This window comes from Sphingobium sp. D43FB (genome assembly GCF_002312805.1).
In the GTDB taxonomy this organism is placed as follows: Bacteria; Pseudomonadota; Alphaproteobacteria; order Sphingomonadales; family Sphingomonadaceae; genus Sphingobium.
Genome location: NZ_NMUA01000014.1, coordinates 98,242 through 118,879 on the forward strand (window position 1 = coordinate 98,242; position 20,638 = coordinate 118,879).

A 20,638-nucleotide genomic window follows, 5' to 3' on the forward strand; every position below is an offset into this window, starting at 1 on the left:
ATGAAAAAGCCCGCCGGAGCGTCAAACGCTCCGGCGGGCTTTTTCCTGGGCGCTCAAAGCACCGTCAGCGCCGGAGCCACAGCCTGAACGGCATGTGGCCCCAACACCCTATCGGATCACTCCGCGTCCTGCGTGGTGAAGTCTTCACCCTGCACGGCGCCCAGCGGATCATCGCCGATCGCCGCTTCCGGCCCCTGGCGCAGTTCGGCGGCATGTTCGGCCGCCGCCGTCTTGGGCGCGATCAGGTCGATCTGGCTAGCGGCCCGCAGCGAGGCGCGCATCGCTGCATCGCGCGACGAAGCGGCAACCCGCATCCGGTTCATGCCAGCGCCCGTACCCGCCGGGATCAGGCGGCCGACGATGACATTTTCCTTCAGGCCAATGAGCGTGTCCTTCTTCCCCTGAACCGCTGCCTCGGTGAGGACGCGGGTGGTTTCCTGGAACGACGCAGCCGAGATGAACGAGCGGGTCTGCAGCGAAGCCTTGGTGATGCCAAGCAGCACGGGCTTGCCGGCGGCGGGCAGGAAGCCCGGTGCCAGCTTGCTGTTGATCTCGTCCATTTCCTCGCGGTCGACCTGTTCGCCCACCAGCAAGGTGGTGTCGCCGGACTCGATGATCTCGACCTTCTGCAACATCTGACGAACGATCGTCTCGATATGCTTGTCGTTGATCTTCACGCCCTGCAGACGATAGACTTCCTGGATTTCGGCGACCAGATATTCTGCCAGCGGCTCGATGCCGAGCACTTCGAGAATATCATGCGGATCGGGCGAACCGCCGATCAGATTGTCGCCGCGCTTGACGAAATCGCCTTCCTGGACGTCGATCACCTTGCTCTTGGGGATCAGATATTCGACCGGCTCGCCGCCATCCTCGGGATTGATGGCGATCTTGCGCTTCGCCTTATAATCCTTGAGGAACTGGACGCGGCCCGACACCTTGGCGATGATGGCGTTGTCCTTGGGCTTGCGCGCTTCGAACAGCTCCGCCACGCGCGGCAGACCGCCCGTGATGTCGCGGGTCTTGGCCGCTTCGCGGCTGACACGCGCCAGCACGTCACCGGCCGACACCGTGGCACCATCCTCGACCGACAGGGTCGCACCGACCGCCAGCATATAGCGGGCCGCTTCGCCCGAACCATCGTCCAGCAGGGTCAGGCGCGGACGCAGATCCTCCTTGGTACGCGCGGCACCACGATGTTCGGTGACGACGCGCTGGGCGATGCCCGTGGCTTCGTCGGTCTGTTCGGCCAGCGTCTTGCCGTCGATCAGGTCGACATATTTCACGATACCCGGACGCTCGGTGATCACCGGCATGGTGAACGGATCCCACTCCGCGAAGCGATCGCCCTTCTTGATCGTGTCGCCATCTGCAAACAGGATGGTGGCACCATAAGGCAGGCGATGGGTTTCGCGCTCGCGCCCTTCGCTGTCGATGATCGCGATCTCGCCGTTGCGGGCGAGGCTCAGGCGACGGCCCTGCTTGTCGGTAATGGTCGGCATGTCACGCAGTTCGATCGTGCCGTCCGCCATCGATTCCAGGTTCGACGTTTCGTTGAAGTTCGCCGCGCCGCCGATGTGGAAGGTCCGCATGGTGAGCTGCGTACCCGGTTCGCCGATGGACTGCGCCGCGATGACGCCGACCGCTTCGCCGATATTGACCGGGGTGCCGCGGGCAAGGTCACGACCATAGCATTTGCCACAGACGCCCATCTTGCTCTCGCAGATCAGCGGGCTGCGGATCTTGACCGCCTGCGTACCGATCGCCTCGATCTGCACGATCAGCGCTTCGTCGAGCAGCGTGCCGATCGGCACGATGACCGAACCATCCTTGGTGTCGACGATGTCCTCGGCCGTGGTACGGCCCAGGATACGTTCGCCAAGCGACGCGATGACGCTGCCGCCCTGGACGATCGCCTTCATCTCCAGCGCCTTTTCGGTGCCGCAATCTTCCTCGACGATCGTGCAATCCTGGCTGACGTCGACCAGACGGCGGGTCAGGTAACCCGAATTTGCCGTCTTGAGCGCGGTGTCGGCCAGACCCTTGCGGGCGCCGTGGGTGGAGTTGAAATATTCAAGGACGGTCAGACCTTCCTTGAAGTTCGAGATGATCGGCGTTTCGATGATCTCGCCCGACGGCTTGGCCATCAGACCGCGCATACCGGCCAGCTGCTTCATCTGCGCCTGAGACCCGCGCGCACCGGAATGCGCCATCATGTAGATCGAGTTGATCTGTGCCAGACGGCCCGTCTTGGGGTCCTTGGGCTGGGCGCGGATCTCGTCCATCATGGCGTTCGCCACCTTGTCGCCGCACTGCGACCAGGCATCGATCACCTTGTTATACTTTTCCTGCTGGGTGATCAGGCCGTCCTGATATTGCTGCTCATAGTCGGCCACCAGCGCCTTGGTTTCGGCGACCGTGCCTTCCTTCGAGTCCGGAATGACCATGTCGTCCTTGCCGAACGAAATGCCCGCCTGGAACGCGTGCTTGAAGCCCAGCGCCATGATGGCGTCGGCAAACAGCACCGTGTCCTTCTGGCCGGTGTGACGATAAACCTCGTCGATCACGTCGCCCACATCCTTCTTGGTGAGGAGGCGGTTGACGACGTCGAACGGCACTTTGTGCGCCTTGGGCAGACATTCGCCCAGCAACATGCGGCCTGGCGTCGTCTCGTAGCGCTTGAGGTAGCTGTTCCCGGCTTCGTCGGTCTGCGGCACGCGGCTGATGATCTTGCTGTGCAGGGTCACGGCCTTGGCGAACAGCGCCTGATGCACTTCCTGCATGTCGGCGAGCAGCATGCCTTCGCCTGGCTCGCCTTCGCGCTCCATCGACAGATAATAGATGCCTAGCACCATGTCCTGCGACGGGACGATGATCGGCTTGCCGTTCGCAGGCGAGAGGATGTTGTTGGTCGACATCATCAGCACGCGCGCTTCCAACTGGGCCTCAAGGCTCAGCGGAACGTGGACAGCCATCTGATCGCCATCGAAGTCGGCGTTGAAGGCCGAGCAGACCAGCGGGTGAAGCTGGATCGCCTTACCTTCGATCAGCACGGGTTCGAACGCCTGGATGCCCAGACGGTGAAGCGTGGGCGCACGGTTCAGCATCACGGGATGCTCGCGGATCACTTCGTCCAGGATGTCCCAGACTTCCTTGCGCTCCTTCTCGACCCACTTCTTGGCCTGCTTCAGGGTCATGGACAGACCCTTGGCGTCCAGACGCGCGTAGATGAACGGCTTGAACAGTTCGAGCGCCATCTTCTTAGGCAGACCGCACTGATGCAGCTTCAGCTCAGGACCGGTCACGATGACCGAACGACCCGAATAATCGACGCGCTTGCCGAGCAGGTTCTGACGGAAGCGACCCTGCTTGCCCTTGAGCATGTCGGACAGCGACTTGAGCGGACGCTTGTTGGCACCGGTGATGACGCGGCCACGACGGCCATTGTCGAACAGGGCGTCGACGGCTTCCTGCAACATGCGCTTTTCGTTGCGGACGATGATGTCCGGCGCGCGCAATTCCATCAGCCGCTTCAAGCGATTGTTACGGTTGATCACGCGGCGATAGAGATCGTTCAGATCCGACGTCGCGAAACGACCACCGTCCAGCGGCACCAGCGGGCGCAGCTCTGGCGGAATCACAGGAACGACGTCCAGGATCATCCATTCGGGGCGGTTGCCCGATTCCAGGAAGCTCTCGACGACCTTAAGGCGCTTGATGATCTTCTTGGGCTTCAGCTCCGACTTGGTCGTCGCCAGCTCTTCGAGCAGGATTTTCTTCTCGCCCTCAAGGTCGAGATCCATCAACATGATCTTGACCGCTTCCGCGCCGATCCCGGCGGTGAAAGCGTCCTCGCCATATTGATCCTGCGCGTCGAGCAGTTCGTCTTCATTGAGAAGCTGATATTTCTCCAGCGGGGTCAGGCCCGGCTCGGTGACGATATAGCTTTCGAAGTAAAGGACGCGCTCCAGCTGCTTCAACTGCATGTCGAGCAGCAGGCCGATGCGCGACGGCAGCGATTTCAGGAACCAGATATGCGCAACCGGCGCGGCCAGTTCGATATGGCCCATGCGCTCGCGGCGCACCTTGCTCACGGTAACTTCGACACCGCACTTCTCGCAGACGATGCCCTTATACTTCATGCGCTTATACTTGCCGCACAGGCATTCATAATCCTTGATCGGACCAAAGATGCGCGCGCAGAACAGGCCATCGCGTTCGGGCTTGAACGTGCGATAGTTGATGGTTTCGGGCTTCTTGATCTCGCCGAAGGACCAGGACCGGATGCGCTCTGGCGAGGCAAGGCCGATCTGGATCTGGTCGAACGTCTCGGTCTTGGCGACCGGATTGGCGAAGTTGGTCAGTTCATTCATGTTCATGTCCTCATGGAGAGGGAAATTCTGATGGGCTGAGGGGAAGGGGCGCTGCGGTCAAACAGCGCCCGCAATCCCTTTACTCCGCCGCCGCCGCGAAGCCGTCGTCCTCGTCGGCGATCGCGTCCATCGTCGCGAGTTCGACGTTGAGGCCCAGCGAGCGCATTTCCTTGACCAGCACGTTGAAGCTTTCGGGAATGCCGGCCTCGAACGTGTCGTCACCCTTGACGATCGCCTCATAGACCTTGGTGCGACCGACCACGTCATCGGACTTCACCGTCAGCATTTCCTGCAGCGTATAGGCGGCACCATAGGCCTGGAGCGCCCAGACCTCCATTTCCCCGAAGCGCTGACCACCGAACTGCGCCTTACCACCCAGCGGCTGCTGCGTGACGAGCGAGTAGGGGCCGATCGAACGGGCATGGATCTTGTCGTCGACAAGGTGATGGAGCTTCAACATATAGATGATGCCTACCGTGACCTTACGGTCGAACTTGTCGCCGGTGCGGCCGTCATACAGGTCGCTCTGACCCGATGTGTTCAGCCCCGCCAGTTCCAGCATCGCCGACACGTCCGCTTCGCGGGCGCCGTCGAACACCGGCGTTGCCATCGGCACGCCGCGCTGGAGATGTTCGGCCAGGTCGACGATCTGCTCGGCCGTGCGGGCGTTGATCTCGTCGGCATATTGCGGACCATAAGCGGTCAGCAACCGATCCCGCACCGCGTCGGGCATGACGCCCGGCTCAGGGTTGGGATTGGCCTCGCGCCAGTCTTCCAGCGCGTGCTTGAGCTGCTGGCCGATGCCACGGGCAGCCCAGCCCAGATGCGTTTCGAAGATCTGCCCGACATTCATGCGCGACGGCACGCCCAACGGGTTGAGCACGATGTCGACATGGGTGCCGTCTTCCAGGAACGGCATGTCCTCGACCGGCAGGATGCGCGAAATAACACCCTTGTTACCGTGGCGACCAGCCATCTTGTCGCCCGGTTGCAGCTTGCGCTTCACCGCCACGAACACCTTGACCATCTTCAGCACGCCCGGCGGCAGTTCGTCGCCACGCTGCAGCTTGTCGACGCGATCCTCGAACTTGTCGACGATCGACTTCACCGCTTCGTCATATTGCGCCTTGACGGCTTCGATGCCGGCCTGACGAATGTCGTCCGCAACCGCGAACTTCCACCATTCATGCCGCTCGACTTCGCTCAGCACGGCCTCGTCGATTTCGACGCCCTTCTTCACGCCCTTGGGCGCAGCCGTTGCCACCTGGCCCGTCAGCATTTCCTGCAGACGGTTGAAGGTCGCGCGGTTCAGAATGGCGCGTTCGTCTTCGCGATCCTTGGCGAGGCGGTCGATTTCCTCCCGCTCGATCGCCATGGCGCGCTCGTCCTTGTCGATGCCGTGACGGTTGAACACGCGCACTTCGACGACCGTGCCCGCAACGCCCGGTGGCAGACGCAGCGACGTGTCGCGCACGTCGCTCGCCTTTTCACCGAAGATCGCGCGCAGCAGCTTTTCTTCCGGCGTCATCGGCGATTCACCCTTGGGGGTGATCTTGCCGCACAGGATGTCGCCCGGCTCCACTTCGGCGCCGATATAGACGATGCCCGCTTCGTCGAGGTTGCGCAGCGCTTCCTCGCCGACGTTGGGGATGTCGCGGGTGATGTCCTCTGGCCCCAACTTCGTATCGCGCGCCATGACCTCGAACTCCTCGATATGGATCGAGGTGAAGACGTCATCCTTCACGATGCGCTCGGAAATGAGGATACTATCCTCATAGTTGTAGCCGTTCCAGGGCATGAACGCGACGAGCGTGTTGCGGCCCAGCGCCAGCTCGCCGAACTCGGTCGACGGGCCATCGGCGATCACGTCGCCGCCTTCGATCAGGTCGCCGACATTCACCAGCGGACGCTGGTTGATGCAGGTGTCCTGGTTCGACCGCTGGAACTTCTGGAGCGTGTAGATGTCGACGCCCGACTGGCCGGGTTCGATATCGCCGGTCGCGCGGATGACGATACGGGTCGCATCGACCTGATCGACAATGCCGGGACGCTTGGCGGCGATGGCCGCGCCCGAATCGCGCGCAACCGTGCCTTCCATGCCGGTGCCCACGAACGGGGCCTCGGCACTGACGAGCGGCACCGCCTGGCGCTGCATGTTCGATCCCATGAGTGCGCGGTTGGCGTCATCATTTTCCAGGAACGGAATGAGCGAGGCCGCAACAGACACCAGCTGCTTGGGACTGACGTCCATCAGCGTGATGTGATCCTTGGGCGCCATCAGGAACTCGCCCGCTTCACGCGCCGAGATCAGGTCTTCGGCCAGCGTGTGGTCGGGGTTCAGCTCCGCGTTCGCCTGCGCGATCGTGTGCTTGGCCTCTTCCATCGCCGACAGATAGACGACGTCATCGCTCACCACGCCGTCGATGACCTTGCGGTAGGGCGTTTCGATGAAGCCGTACTTATTTACCCGGCTGAACGTCGCGAGGCTGTTGATCAGACCGATGTTCGGGCCTTCGGGCGTTTCAATCGGGCAGATACGGCCATAATGGGTCGGGTGAACGTCGCGGACTTCAAAGCCTGCACGCTCGCGCGTCAGACCGCCCGGCCCAAGCGCCGACACGCGGCGCTTGTGGGTGACTTCCGACAGCGGGTTGGTCTGATCCATGAACTGCGACAGCTGCGATGAGCCGAAGAATTCACGCACGGCGGCCACGGCGGGCTTGGCGTTGATCAGGTCGTTCGGCATCACCGTCGACACGTCCACGCTCGACATACGCTCCTTGACGGCGCGCTCCATGCGCAGCAGCCCGACGCGATACTGGTTTTCCAGCAACTCGCCGACCGAACGCACACGACGGTTGCCGAGGTTATCGATATCGTCGATTTCGCCCTTGCCGTCCTTGAGGTTCACCAGTTCCTTGACGACGGCGAGGATGTCCTCGACGCGCAGGGTGGTGACCGTGTCTTCGGCATCCAGCTCAAGCCGCATGTTGAGCTTCACGCGGCCCACGGCCGACAGGTCGTAGCGTTCGGGATCGAAGAACAGGCCCGCGAACAGCGCTTCGGCGGTTTCCTTGGTCGGCGGCTCGCCGGGGCGCATGACGCGATAGATATCGCTCAGGGCCTGGTCGCGCTCTTCGGCCTTGTCGGCTTTGAGCGTATTGCGGATCCACGGACCGGTGGTGACATGGTCGATGTCGAGTAGCTCGAGACGGTCGATGCCCGCCTGATCCAGCTTTTCCAGATTTTCCGGGCTGATTTCGTCACCGGCTTCGACATAGATTTCGCCAGTCGCGTCATTGACCAGGTCATAGGCGCTGTAGCGACCATAGACTTCCTCGGTCGGGATCAGCAACTGGGTCAGGCCGTCCTTCTCCGCCTTGTTGGCGGCGCGGGGCGAAATCTTGGTGCCCAACGGGAAGATGACTTCGCCCGACTTGGCATCCACGATGTCGAACGACGGCTTCTGCCCGCGCCATGCTTCGGGCGTATAGGGAATCTGCCAGCCGCCTTCGCCACGGACGAAGGTCACCTTGTTGTAGAAATGCCCAAGGATTTCTTCGGCATTGAGGCCCAGCGCGAACAGCAACGCCGTGACCGGCAGCTTGCGCTTGCGGTCGATACGGACGTTGACGATGTCCTTGGCGTCGAACTCGAAGTCCAGCCACGAACCGCGATAGGGAATGACGCGCGCGGCGAACAGATATTTGCCCGACGAATGGGTCTTGCCGCGGTCATGGTCGAACAGGACGCCCGGCGAACGGTGCATCTGGCTGACGATCACGCGCTCGGTGCCGTTGACGATGAAGGTGCCGTTACCCGTCATCAGGGGCATGTCGCCCATATAGACGTCCTGCTCCTTGATATCGAGCACGGAGCGGGTTTCGGTGTCCTGATCGACTTCGAACACGATGAGGCGAAGGGTGACGCGCATCGGCGCTGCATAGGTGATGCCGCGCTGACGGCATTCCTCGACGTCATATTTGGGGTCTTCCAGCTCGTAATGGACGAAGTCCATTTCGGCGGTGCCCGCGAAATCGCGGATCGGGAAGACGCTGCGCAGCGTCTTTTCCAGGCCCGATACATAGCCGATCGAGTGGTCCGAACGGAGGAACTGTTCATAGCTCTCCCGCTGCACTTCGATCAGGTTCGGCATCTGCACCACTTCGTGGATGTCGCCGAACACCTTGCGGATGCGCTTCTTCGCGCCGGTGTTACTGATCGGGGGGAGAGCTTTGGTCGCCATGCTTGGTCCTTGCCTTCATTCGTCGCGTTTTTCCGCATCGCAGCGAAAATTCAGTCGAAGCGCGATGGAGAAGGGGTGATTCGCACCGCTTTCGTCCACGCAAAAAAGTGCGGGTCGGGACTGTCCGATCCGCACTGTCAGCACCTGATGACTCGCCGTTTTCGTTCAATACTGCCCTTGGCCACGCGCTAACCGGCCCCGGTCCCCGAACGATACGGGAGACGGTCGACCCACTGCCAAGACTGGCGACAAGACGACCGGATTGCACCCCATATAGTCTGCTTGTCCGGCTTTGGGAAGGGGGGTGTCAGGCAAACAGCCCCCGTTCCGCCCGGATCGCCGCCACCAGCCGGTCGAGTTCAGCGCTGCTATTGAACAGGGCGGGGGTCACCCGCAGCACCGGCCCGGACGCCAGCCCCGCCTTCGCCACCACCAACAGGCCATATTTGTTCAGGAACAGCGCCGCCGCTTTCTTCGCATCGTCCGGCCCGCCCATGCCCGGCAAACGGAACGCCGCCACCGCGCCATGCCGCCCCGGCAGTTCGGGCAATAGGATCTGTACGCCCGGCACATCGCGCACCCGATCGATCCAGTAATCGCGCAGCGCCAGCAGGTGGCGATGTTTCGCGGGCAGACCGATCGCCTCCTGCACCGCGATCGCATAGGGCACCGTCAACCGTGCCGCGAAATCGACCGTACCCGTCGGAATGCGCGCGCGAATATCGTCCGCCCCATGGATGCGGTTGCCTAGCCATGGCGCTATGTCCTGCAACCGGTCCTTGCGGATATAGATGCCCCCGGTCCCCAAAGGCGCGGCCAGCCATTTATGCAGCGAAAAGCCGATAAAGTCCGCGCCCGTCTCCGCGACGGTGAAGGGCAGGTGGCCGACCGCCTGCGCACTGTCGAGGATCACGTCGACCCCGCGCGCCTTGGCCATGGCGACGATCGCCTTGACCGGCGGCACCAGCCCGTTGCGGTTGGACAAATGCGTCAGCAACAGCAGTTTCGCGCGCGGCGTTTCCTCCAACACCCGCTCATAGGCGGACAGGATGTTCGCTTCGGTATGTGGTTCGGGCAGGTCGAAGCGGACGATGTGCGCGCCCCGGCTCTGCTCCAGATAGTCGCAGGCAAATTGCATCTCGTCATAATCGACATCGGCATAGATCACCGCGTCGCCCGCCTTGAGCCGCGCATAATTGGCGATCAACGCGTACAGTGCCTCGGTCCCGCCGCCCGCCAGCGCGATCTCCTCGACCGACGCGCCAAGCATCTTGGCAACCGCCGCGCGCGACTTGTCCAGTTCGACGTCGCGCGGATGGCCTGCCGCGCCATTGCGCAGGAACAGCGCATGGTTGTGATTGACCCAGTGGGACCGCGCCGCATAGGCCGCCTGCACCGGCAGGGTCATCGCCCCATAATAGGCCGCATCGAACGTCCCGACATCGCGATTGACGGCATAGAGCCTCGCCAGCGCAGCCTGCGCCGCGTCGAAATCGGCCATATCGCCGCTAAAGTGAAACCGCGCTTCTTCAGGCCATTTCACATCCGTAGCGAACGCCTGCGCCCGCGCCGTTCCGCTACCCACAGCCAGCCCCATCGCGCCGCCAACCGCCATCCCGCCGCTGCCCAGAAATGTCCGCCGCGTCACCATAAACTGCCCCACATCAACATGTAACAGCATATCATAACGAACGAACTTCGCTATGCCACTATGCGTTTAGTTTGTCCGGGTCGCTATACTGTTCGCTGACTCCACCGGCGCGATCTTAACCGTCTCGAACCGCTCCTTGCGCCGCACCCCGGCCAGCGCGGCGTCAGGCGACGGGACAGGGGCGGCGGTCGGCACCCGCTGGCGCATACATTCCGCCTTGCTGCTGCGCGGTGTCTGCGCACAGTTCCACAGCGCCCGCTGCAACCCGCTCGCACTATTGTGGATATAGGCAAAGCTCATCGATTCCAACTGCCCGTCGCTCAGCGGTATCCTGGCCGGGGCAGCGCCCGCCCGCCACGCCATGATCCGGCATTCGGGCCGCCCCGCGCAAAAGGTCTTGGCAAGCTCCGGCCATTGGTCGGGCGCGCCACTGCGCGGCAATTCGACCAGGAAGCTGGTGCCATCCGGCCCCAGCACCGCCAGCCGCACGCCGGCAATCGTCCGCCCCAGCATCGCCTCGCCGATCGCCTGCTTCGGCTGGGCCGCCAGCGCACTGGCGGCAATCCCCTCGACCGGCGCAACACTTCCGTCAGGCAGCACATCCCCGCCCCCCTGATGCGCCAGCGACAATTTGGCGATCCGCCCGATCAGCGGCTCGCCGCCCGCGCTCCCTCGGCGAAAAGCAGGCGGCGTGCCCCACCAGCCGCGCCAGCGGAAGAAGAGATGCGTGCCGACCGCCCCGATCTTGTCGAGGCTCCCGCTCCAATAGGGCACCACCCAATTGGTATGATAATGGGTCGCATGCCCGACCGGCGCGAACACCCGCCCCGCCAGCGCTGCCCGCGCAATCGCCCGCGCCCGTTCCCACGCCGCCTGCGACGGCGTCCGCGTCAGCGCCCCGTCGCAGGAGAAGGTGAACTGGCACCCGGTCCGCCGTTCCTGCCCCTGAAACACCACGCCGCACACCGTCTTGGGAAAGGCAGGATGGCGCGCACGGTTCAGCACCACCTGCGCCACCGCCTGCTCGCCAACGGCATCGTCGCCCGCCTCATAGAGTTCCGCCGCCGCCAGACAATCGACCGCCCGCGCCAGATCCGTCTCCGACCCCGAAAACAGGAAAGGCCGCGCCGGGGGATTGGCGAGGCGCGAAAAGGGAATGGCGGCATTCACCGCCCGCGCCCGGTCGGCATCCAGCGCATAGACCGCCACCGGCTCGACTGGTGGCGGCGGGCTGGGCGGCCGCACCGCGCGCCCTTCCGCCTCCGCCGCATAGCCTGATGGAACAGCCCGCACGCTCTGCCGACTGTCCCAGCCAGCCACGAGCATGGGCAGGCCGACGAACATCAGCGCCCAGAAGACCATCGCCAAAGGGTGAGGCGTATCGCTCTTCTTCACGAGTGTCGTAACGACCGCTTATTCCGGCAGGAAATCGGGCACCGACAAATAGCGCTCGCCGGTATCATAGTTGAAGCCCAGTACCCGGCTGCCTGCGGGCAGGTCCGGCAATTTCTGCGCGATCGCCGCCAACGTCGCGCCTGAAGAAATGCCGACCAGCATCCCTTCCTCGCGCGCCGCGCGCCGGGCATAGTCCTTGGCGTCGGCGGGATCGACCTGGATCACCCCGTCGAGCAACTGGGTATGCAAATTGGCCGGAATGAAGCCCGCACCAATGCCCTGGATCGGATGCGGTCCCGGCTGGCCGCCACTGATGACATGCGACAGCGTCGGCTCGACCGCATAGATTTTGATGCCGGGCCAGACCGCCTTCAACACCTCCGCCGTGCCGGTGATATGCCCGCCGGTGCCAACCCCGGTGATCAACGCATCGATCGGCGTCTCGGCGAAATCGGCCAATATTTCCTGCGCCGTGGTGCGGGCATGCACCGCAATATTGGCGGGGTTCTCGAACTGCTGCGGCATCCAGCTATTGGGCGTCTGCGCCACCAGCTCCAGCGCGCGCTCGATCGCACCCTTCATGCCCTTTTCGCGCGGGGTCAGGTCGAAGCTCGCACCATAGGCCAGCATCAGCCGCCGCCGCTCGATCGACATGCTTTCGGGCATGACCAGCACCAGCTTATAGCCCTTGACCGCCGCCACCATGGCGAGGCCGACGCCAGTATTGCCCGATGTCGGCTCGATGATCGTGCCGCCCGGCTGCAACTCGCCCGACGCTTCGGCCGCTTCGATCATGGCCAGCGCGATCCGGTCCTTGATCGACCCGCCGGGATTGGACCGTTCCGACTTGATCCACACTTCGCTGCCTTCGGGCGCATCGCCAAACAGGCGCGCCATGCGGATATGCGGCGTGTGACCGATGGTTTCGAGTATCGAGGTGACTTTCATGGGGCCTTCTCCTGGCTATGGTCCGCCGCCCTTATGTCGGGTGGGTCGAAGGTGCGTGCAAGGCGCAATTCGGGAAAGAGCCGCGCCCAGAACAGGGTGATGACGATAGCACCAATGCCCCCGCCAATGACAGCGACAACCGGCCCGACCAGCGCGGCGAGAAAACCGGATTCCGCCTCGCCCAGTTCGTTCGATGCCGATATGGTCAGCTGCGACAGGCTCGACACCCGGCCGCGCATCGCATCGGGGGTATGGAGCTGGACCAGCGACTGGCGCACGAACACCGACACCATGTCGGCCGCGCCCAGCACCACCAGCGCGCCAAGCCCGACCTCCATCGCAATGCTGCGCGGCAGGAAGGCGGTGCAGCCAAAGACGATGGTGGCCAGGCCGAATATCATGACGGCGGCCAGCATCTTGAGGCCGACCTCGCGCTTCATCGGCCGGATCGAAAACCACAGCGCCACCAGCCCCGCGCCAATACCGGGCGCAGCGGCCAGATGGCCAAGACCCGTCGACCCGACCTGCAATATGTCACGCGCATAGACCGGCAACAACGCGGTCGCGCCCGCCAGCAGCACCGCGAACAGATCCAGCGTGATCGTCGCCAGCACCAGGCGATTGGTCCGCACATAATGCAGCCCGTCGATCATCTGGCGGATCGGGTGACGGGTCCGGTCGCGCGGCGGCTGCGGCACTGGGCCGATCAGCATCATCGCCCCGAACGCCACGGCATAGAGCAGGGCGGCCAGTGCATAGGCACCCCAGGGCGTCGCTGCATAGGCATAGCCACCCAGCGCCGGTCCCACGATCGACCCAGCCTGCCACCCCACCGCCGATATGGCGATGGCATTGGGCAGCACGGCGGGCGGCACCAGATTGGGCGCGAGCGCGCCATAGGCCGGGCCATTGAAGGCGCGCGCAATCCCCACGACCACGGCAATGCCAAAGATCAGCGGCAGGCTGACCCAGTCCTCATAGGTGGCAAAGGCCAGCAGCCCCGCCGCCAGCGTCAGCGCCGCCAGCGTCGTGCGCGAAATCATCCGCCGATCATAATGGTCCGCAACCCAGCCCGTAATCGGCGTCAGAAAGAAGAGCGGCAGAAACTGCGCCAGCCCGATCAACCCCAGCTGCGCCGCCGCGCCTGACGTCGTCATCGTCTCCCGCGCGATATTATAGGCCTGCCAGCCCAGCACGATCATCATGCCATATTGCGCTAACACCGCCGCGCACCGCCCGACGAGATAAGCCCGGAAATTGGGAAAATGCAGCGGATGCCGAGGCGGGGAAGGGGCGGTCATGGACGGCGCTTTAGCCTCTGTCCTTGCGACCAGGCAACGATGGAGGCAAGCAAACGGCGCAACTTTTCTTGGCCACACCATGCCATGGCTTTGCCGCGTCTCTCCAATTACCGTTCGCCCTGAGCTTGTCGAAGGGCTGCACTTCTTGAGAAGAAGGACAGGGCTTCGACAGGCTCAGCCCGAACGGGGGCGGGGGTAAGCGTTTTGCAAACCTACCTTATTTGAAAAGCCCGCCCAATATCCCCCGCATCAATCTACCGGCTATCCCGCTCCCCGATGCCTTGCGTCGGCTGGACCCGAACACGGCCTTGCCCAGTTCGTTGGCCACCTGCCGCCCGACGGAAGACGCTGCCGACCGGGCGGCGGACTGCACCGCCTTGTCGATCGTGGAGGGCTTGGCCGCTTCGCGCGCCGCCGCCTCGCGCTGTTTCGCCTCGACCTTGGCCTGCGCGGCGGCGGCCTTGTCGGCCTCCGCCTGGGCCTTGCTGGCCAGCGCGGCGGCGGCCGCAGCCTCGCCCCGTGCCGCCAATATCTCTTCCGCCGACTCCCGATCGACGGCGGCGTCATATTTCCCGTCGCACGGCGAAATCGACTGGATGATCGCGCGCTCCTTCGCGCTCACCGGGCCAAGTCGCGATCGGGGCGGGGCGATCAGCGTGCGCTGGACGATGCCGGGCGATCCATCCTCCTGCAACAGCGACACCAGCGCCTCGCCGACCTTCAATTCGGTGATCGCTGTCTCCACATCCAGGTCGGGATTGATGCGGAACGTCTCCGCCGCCGCGTGGATCGCCCGCTGGTCGCGCGGGGTGAAGGCGCGCAGCGCATGCTGCACCCGATTGCCCAACTGCCCCGCCACTTCCTCCGGTATGTCGATCGGGTTCTGGGTTACGAAATAGACGCCGACGCCCTTGGACCGGATCAGCCGCACCACTTGCTCGATCTTGTCGGTCAGCGCCTTGGGCGCATCATCGAACAGCAGATGCGCCTCGTCGAAGAAGAAGACCAGCACCGGCTTGTCCGGGTCGCCCACCTCCGGCAACGTCTCGAATAGTTCGGACAACAGCCACAACAGGAAAGTCGCATAGAGTTTCGGGCTCTGCATCAGCCGGTCGGCGGCCAATATGTTGATATAGCCGCGCCCCTGCTCATCCACCCGCAGCATGTCGTTGATGTCGAGCGCGGGCTCGCCAAAGAAATGGTCGCCGCCCTGCGCTTCCAGTTGCAGCAATTGCCGCTGGATCGCGCCGACGCTGGCCTTGGTCACATTGCCATAGCGCGCCGACAGCGTCCCGGCATTGTCCGCGCAATAGGCCAACATCGCCTGCAAATCGCCAAGGTCGAGCAGCAGCAGACCTTCCTCGTCGGCATAGCGGAAAGCGATGGTCAGCACGCCTTCCTGCGTCTCGTTCAGCCCCATCAACCGCGCCAGCAGCAGCGGCCCCATCTCGCTGACGGTGGTGCGAACCGGGTGGCCCTGTTCGCCATAAAGATCCCAGAAGATCGCCGGATTGTCGCTATAGCCATAGTCGGTCAGCCCGATCTCGGCCGCCCGCGCGACCAGCTTGTCGGCATTTTTGAACGTCGGCGAACCAGCCATGGCAATGCCCGACAGGTCGCCTTTCACGTCGGACAGAAACACCGGCACGCCCAGCGCCGAAAAACTCTCGGCAATCCCCTGCAACGTCACCGTCTTGCCGGTGCCGGTCGCCCCCGCGATCAGCCCATGCCGGTTGGCGCGACGCAGGTTGAGCAACTGGCGCATGCCGCCATCCTTGTCCGGCGCGCCCAGCCCGATGAAAATGCCGTCGCTCATGTGCCGCTGCCCCCAAAAAAAACGTCACCCCCACAGCTGCGGGGGTGACGAAAATTAGGCAGAGTTTGGCACCTTCCGCAAGCGCGGAAGCAGCTTACTTGTCGCGCAGGCGCACTGGCAGGAAGATGGGCGGCTGACCGCGACGCAGAACCTGCAGCAGGATCGCGTTGCGATTCTGACCCGCCACGGCCTTGACCTGCGCATCCAGTTCCGCCTGGCTCGCCACCGGACGATTATTGGCGGTGATGATCACATCGCCACGACGCAGACCCTTGGTGCCCGCATCCGTCGACGGATCGACGCCGGTGATGACGACGCCGCGCGTATCGGCGGCGATGCCCAGCTGGCGGATGATGCCCGGCGTCAAGGGAATCGCGGAGATGCCCAGCGATTGCTGTGCCGCCTGACCCGGATTTTGCTGCTGCTGGCTGAAATCCTCATCCTGCTGCGGCGCGAAGTTGGTCAGTTCGTCCTCGCTCGGACGCTCACCCACCACGGCATTGACCGTCTGGCGCTGGCCATTGCGGATCAGCACGATCGGCACGCGCGAGCCGATGGGCTGCGACGCGACGATGGAGGAGAGATTCTGTTCGGGGCTGACTTCCTGGCCCGCCACGCTGACGATCACGTCACCTGCCTTGATCCCGGCCTTCTCCGCGCCCTTGCCTGGCTCGACACCCTGCACGAACTCGCCGCGATTCTTGGCGAGGCCAAGCGATTCGGCCAGATCTTCACCCAGCGGGCTGATCTGCACGCCCAGATAACCGCGACGCACGGTTTCGCCCTTGCGCAGCGTTTCCACGATCGGGGCGGCCTGTTCGGACGGGATAGCAAAGCCGATGCCGACATTGCCGCCCGACGGTGACAATATCTGGCTGTTGATGCCGATCACATTGCCGCGCATGTCGAACATCGGGCCACCGGAATTGCCCTGGTTGATCGATGCGTCGGTCTGGATGAACTTCTCGTATCCGCCACCGGTATTGCGATGCACGGCCGAAATGATCCCGGCGGTCACGGTGCCCGACAGGGCAAAGGGATTGCCGATCGCGACGACCCAGTCACCGACCCGCGCCTTGGTGCTGTCGCCGAATTTGACGAAGGGCAGGGGCTTGGGCGAATCGATCTTCAACACGGCGAGATCAGTCGCGGGATCGCGGCCTACCAACTTGGCGGTATATTCCGTCTTGTTGGTCAGCGTGACGGTGATCGAATCCACCGATGCGCCCTCGGCACCCGCCGACACCACATGGTTGTTGGTGACGATATAGCCGTCTGCCGAAATCAGGAAGCCCGACCCCAGCGACTGCGCCTGCCGGGTCTGCGGCTGGCCACCGCCCTGACCGAACAACTGGCCAAAGGGCGTGCCCGCAAAGGGATTTTGCACCTGCACCCGCTGCTTGGTCGAGATATTCACCACGGCGGGCTGCAATTTCTCGACCATGTCAGCCAGGCTTGCCGGCGCACCCTGCGGGGCGGCAGCGGTCAGGCCTTCATTCTGTGCGGTCTGGGCGCCGACATTCGAACTGGTGGTAACGGCAATGGCGGTGCCGCCCAGCAACAGGGCGCCGGTGATGGCATAAGCGTAACGCACTCGTGACGGTCCTCTCATGAACTGCGAAGGAATTGGAAGGCGGGACTTTGACGAAGCCCTAAAATGCGCCGCCTTCCCTTAACCCTCATTGAATGACGCTGGTTCCGTAATGATCGGGAGAGAAACAGGGCGCGGCTCAACGCCGCCCCTGAAACTGCTGCAGGAACTCATTATTGGGCGAAAGGATGATGTTGGTCTCCCCCGCCCGGTCGGGCGAGAAGGTGTAGCGATAGCTCTGCATCGCCCGATAGAAATCATAGAAGGACGGGTCTTTGCCATAGCTCGCCGCATAGATGCGCGCGGCATTGGCATCGGCCTCGGCCCGGATGATCTGCGCCTGCTTGGCCCCCTGCGCCCGAATGGTCAGGGCTTCCTGCTCGCGCGCCGTCCGCATGCGGGTGAAAGCGCTGTCGAGCGGCGTACCATCGGGCAGGTCCGCGCGCTTGATCCGCACATCGACGATCTCGGCGCCATATTGGCGCGCGACGCGATCCAGGCCCGCCTCGATATTCTGCATCACCTGGCCCCGCTCCGGGCTGAGCAGCGCGGCGAAGGGCCGCTTGCCCAGTTCGTTGCGCAGCGCCGAACCCAGGATCGGACGCAACGCTTCCGACACCCGTTCCTCGCTACCGGCGGCGATATACATGCGCAGCGGATTAACAATGCGATAGCGCGCAAAGGCATCCACCTGCAGGCGCAGCTGGTCGGTGGACAGCACCTGCTGGCGCTCCATTTCGACCGACAGCACGCGCTTGTCGATCCATACGATCTGATCCACGAAGGGCCAGCGCATGATGATGCCAGCGCCGGTGTTGCCGAAGGTTTCGTCCTTGCGATAGCTGTTGATGATCGACTTGGGATCACCGAAGCGGACGATCACGCCCTGCTTGGTTTCCGGCACGATCGCGATGGTGCTGCCCAGCAGGATGAGCAGCGCCAGCACGAACAGCGCCAGGGCTACGGGGTTGCGCAGGAATGCGGGCATCACTGACCCTCCGTGCTGGAGACGGCAGGCGCCGCAGGTGCCGCCTGCGCGGCACGTCGCTTGATTTCGGGCAGCGGCAGATAGGGTGTCACATTAGTCCCTTCGACGATGGTCTTGTCGACATTGGCCAACACGCCCTCCATCGTTTCATAATACATGCGGCGGCGGGTCACGTCCGGGGCCAGGCGATATTGTTCATACACCTTGTCGAAGGATGCGGCCTCGCCCTGCGCCTTGGCCGTCACCTGCTGGGCGGCGGCGCGCGCTTCGTTGAGGTAGATCTGCGCGGTCTGCTGCGCGGCCGACACGGCCTTGAACGCATCATTGACCGCGGCTGGCGGATCGGCCTGCTTGATCGCAATACCCTGAATGCGGATGCCGGAACGATAGCCGTCCAAAATCTCCTGCATCCGCTGCTCGACCTGCTGTTCGATCGCGGTACGACCAGCGCCCAGCGCATCGTCCAGGCTGACGCTGGCCAGCACCGCGCGCATCGCGCTCTCGGCAACTTCGCGCACGGCGGCGTCGGGGTTGGACAGCTGGAACAGATACAGTTCGGGATTGCGGATATTCCAGCGCACCGAATAGGCGAGGTCGATGATATTCTGGTCGCCGGTCAGCACCAGATTTTCATTCTCGGCCGTGGTCGATCCCACGTCGATCGTGCGGATTTCCTCGACATCCACAATCGTCACCGCCGCGAAGGGGGCGGGGAGGGTCAGGCTGATACCGGGGGTCAGGGTGCGGCTGTAACTGCCAAGATAGGTGACGACGCCGCGTTCCTGCGGGCCGACCCGGTGGAAACTGGTCAAAACGAGCCAGAGGATGACCAGGATCGCGATCCCGATCGGCCATAGCGCCTTGCCATTGGGACGCTGGGGCAGGCCGCCGAAGCCGCCGCCATTGCCGCCACCCTGGCCAAAGCTGTCGCGGCCCCGCCGCAACATTTCCTCGATCGCGGACGGACCTTTCTGCCCGACCGGACGACCCGGTTGGGTCCACGGATTGCGCGGGCCGCCATCGCCGCCCGCACCCTTTCCGCCCGAACCGTCATTACTCTCCGGCCCGTCGCTTTTGCCGCCCCAGGGGCCTTGCGCCATGCTCACGATGCCGGGCATCCACCCGAATAATCTTTTCATGTCACCTTCTATAGGAAGGCTGGCCCGCGAAAAACAGTGCCCTTAGGAGCGATTATTTCCTACAGGGCGTCGTCATGACCGATATTGCCGATTTTACCGCCCGCCTGACCGCTCTGACCGATGGCCGTGCCAGCACGCCGCGCGTCAAGGACGGGGTGATGACCCTCGCGCTCGATGTCGGCGGCCTGTCGCCCGACCGGCGCGACGGCCTTGTTGCCGCAATCCGCGAAGGCGGCCTGACCGTGCCGGGCGTCACCGATGTCCGCATCGCCCAGACGGCGGAACGCAAACCGTTGCGCATCATCGCCGTGGCGTCGGGCAAGGGCGGCGTCGGCAAATCCACGCTATCCGCCAACCTCGCCGTCGCGCTACATCGTCTCGGCCACCGGGTCGGTTTGGTCGATGCCGACATTTATGGCCCGTCACAGGCGCGATTGATGGGCAGCGAGGATCAGAAACCCCAGGCTCGTGACAAGAAGATGATCCCGGTCACCGGCACGCTTGGTATCCCGATGCTGTCGATGGCGCATCTGGTCGAACCCGGCAAGGCGCTGGCGTGGCGCGGGCCGATGGTCGGCAATGCCCTGTCGCAACTGATCGACGCCGATTGGGGCGAGACCGACCTGCTGGTGGTCGACATGCCGCCGGGCACCGGCGACATTCAATTGACCATGGTGCAGAAGCATAAGCCCGTCGGCGCGGTGATCGTCTCGACGCCCCAGGATCTGGCGCTGATCGACGCGACCCGCGCGGTCAGCCTTTTCACGCAGGCGGGCGTGCCGATGATTGGCCTTGTCGAAAATATGGCGGGCTATGCCTGTCCGCATTGTGGCGAAATCTCCGATCCCTTCGGCACCGGCGGCGCGGAGACGGCGGCAGGCGAGATGGAGATGCCCTTCCTTGGCCGCATTCCGCTCGCCATCGATATCCGCCGCCAGTCCGACGCGGGCGATCCACCCGCCGCTGGCGAGGGCGTCCATGCCGACGCCTTCCGGGCCATCGCGCAGAAGGTGGCGGCGTGGCTCGATCGCACGGTGTGACTGTCCTACAGCGGCGCGACAGGCTATGGTTGGCGATCGGCACGCCATGACTTTGCGATAGGATCAGGGACGCGCAAGATTATGTCGGAATCAGCGGGAAATGTGCGAAGTTAAGCGATCCTTCTCCATCATCGGGAACGTCCGGGTCCT

At 63.7% G+C, this 20,638-nt stretch carries 11 protein-coding genes; 1 reads left to right on the top strand and 10 read right to left on the bottom strand.

Annotated features, from left to right (window positions below):
- Nucleotides 1-116: 116 nt before the first annotated feature.
- The 10 genes from rpoC to hflK all read right to left on the bottom strand — a co-directional run bounded on the left by rpoC (nucleotide 117) and on the right by hflK (nucleotide 19,448).
- Nucleotides 117-4,373, bottom strand: coding sequence for a DNA-directed RNA polymerase subunit beta' (rpoC, locus tag SxD43FB_RS13580; RefSeq protein ID WP_069066851.1), 4,257 nt, complete (start codon nucleotides 4,371-4,373; stop codon nucleotides 117-119).
- A gap of 79 nt (nucleotides 4,374-4,452) precedes the next feature.
- On the bottom strand, nucleotides 4,453-8,619 hold the full coding sequence (gene rpoB, locus SxD43FB_RS13585) for a DNA-directed RNA polymerase subunit beta (protein WP_096062630.1): 4,167 nt from the start codon (nucleotides 8,617-8,619) through the stop codon (nucleotides 4,453-4,455).
- 307 nt (nucleotides 8,620-8,926) lie between these two features.
- Nucleotides 8,927-10,270 carry an aminotransferase class V-fold PLP-dependent enzyme gene (locus SxD43FB_RS13590; protein ID WP_096062631.1) on the bottom strand — a complete coding sequence of 448 codons (1,344 nt, stop codon included), beginning with the start codon at nucleotides 10,268-10,270 and terminating at the stop codon, nucleotides 8,927-8,929.
- Nucleotides 10,271-10,336: 66 nt separating this feature from the next.
- The gene (locus tag SxD43FB_RS13595; protein ID WP_096062632.1) at nucleotides 10,337-11,632 is read right to left on the bottom strand and encodes a cell wall hydrolase; all 1,296 of its coding nucleotides are present in this window, start codon (nucleotides 11,630-11,632) and stop codon (nucleotides 10,337-10,339) included.
- A 51-nt stretch (nucleotides 11,633-11,683) separates the two neighbouring features.
- Complete coding sequence (gene cysK / locus SxD43FB_RS13600) at nucleotides 11,684-12,613, bottom strand: cysteine synthase A (RefSeq protein ID WP_069065095.1); 930 nt, start codon at nucleotides 12,611-12,613, stop codon at nucleotides 11,684-11,686.
- Complete coding sequence (locus SxD43FB_RS13605) at nucleotides 12,610-13,914, bottom strand: MFS transporter (protein ID WP_096062633.1); 1,305 nt, start codon at nucleotides 13,912-13,914, stop codon at nucleotides 12,610-12,612. The genes cysK and SxD43FB_RS13605 overlap by 4 nt, the downstream gene beginning before the upstream one ends.
- 217 nt (nucleotides 13,915-14,131) lie before the next feature.
- The gene (locus tag SxD43FB_RS13610; RefSeq protein WP_096062634.1) at nucleotides 14,132-15,730 is read right to left on the bottom strand and encodes a helicase HerA-like domain-containing protein; all 1,599 of its coding nucleotides are present in this window, start codon (nucleotides 15,728-15,730) and stop codon (nucleotides 14,132-14,134) included.
- Between the two features lie 94 nt (nucleotides 15,731-15,824).
- Complete coding sequence (locus tag SxD43FB_RS13615) at nucleotides 15,825-17,324, bottom strand: Do family serine endopeptidase (protein WP_096062635.1); 1,500 nt, start codon at nucleotides 17,322-17,324, stop codon at nucleotides 15,825-15,827.
- 136 nt (nucleotides 17,325-17,460) lie between these two features.
- The gene (locus SxD43FB_RS13620) at nucleotides 17,461-18,309 is read right to left on the bottom strand and encodes a protease modulator HflC (RefSeq protein WP_096062636.1); all 849 of its coding nucleotides are present in this window, start codon (nucleotides 18,307-18,309) and stop codon (nucleotides 17,461-17,463) included.
- Nucleotides 18,309-19,448 (bottom strand): FtsH protease activity modulator HflK, encoded by a 1,140-nt coding sequence (gene hflK / locus SxD43FB_RS13625; RefSeq protein WP_176482774.1) that lies wholly within the window; start codon nucleotides 19,446-19,448, stop codon nucleotides 18,309-18,311. Before hflK ends, SxD43FB_RS13620 begins: the two co-directional genes overlap by 1 nt.
- Nucleotides 19,449-19,522: 74 nt before the next feature.
- Here hflK and SxD43FB_RS13630 point away from each other — a divergent pair, with 74 nt between their 5' ends.
- Nucleotides 19,523-20,488 carry an Mrp/NBP35 family ATP-binding protein gene (locus SxD43FB_RS13630; RefSeq protein ID WP_096062638.1) on the top strand — a complete coding sequence of 322 codons (966 nt, stop codon included), beginning with the start codon at nucleotides 19,523-19,525 and terminating at the stop codon, nucleotides 20,486-20,488.
- The last annotated feature ends 150 nt before the right edge of the window (nucleotides 20,489-20,638 follow it).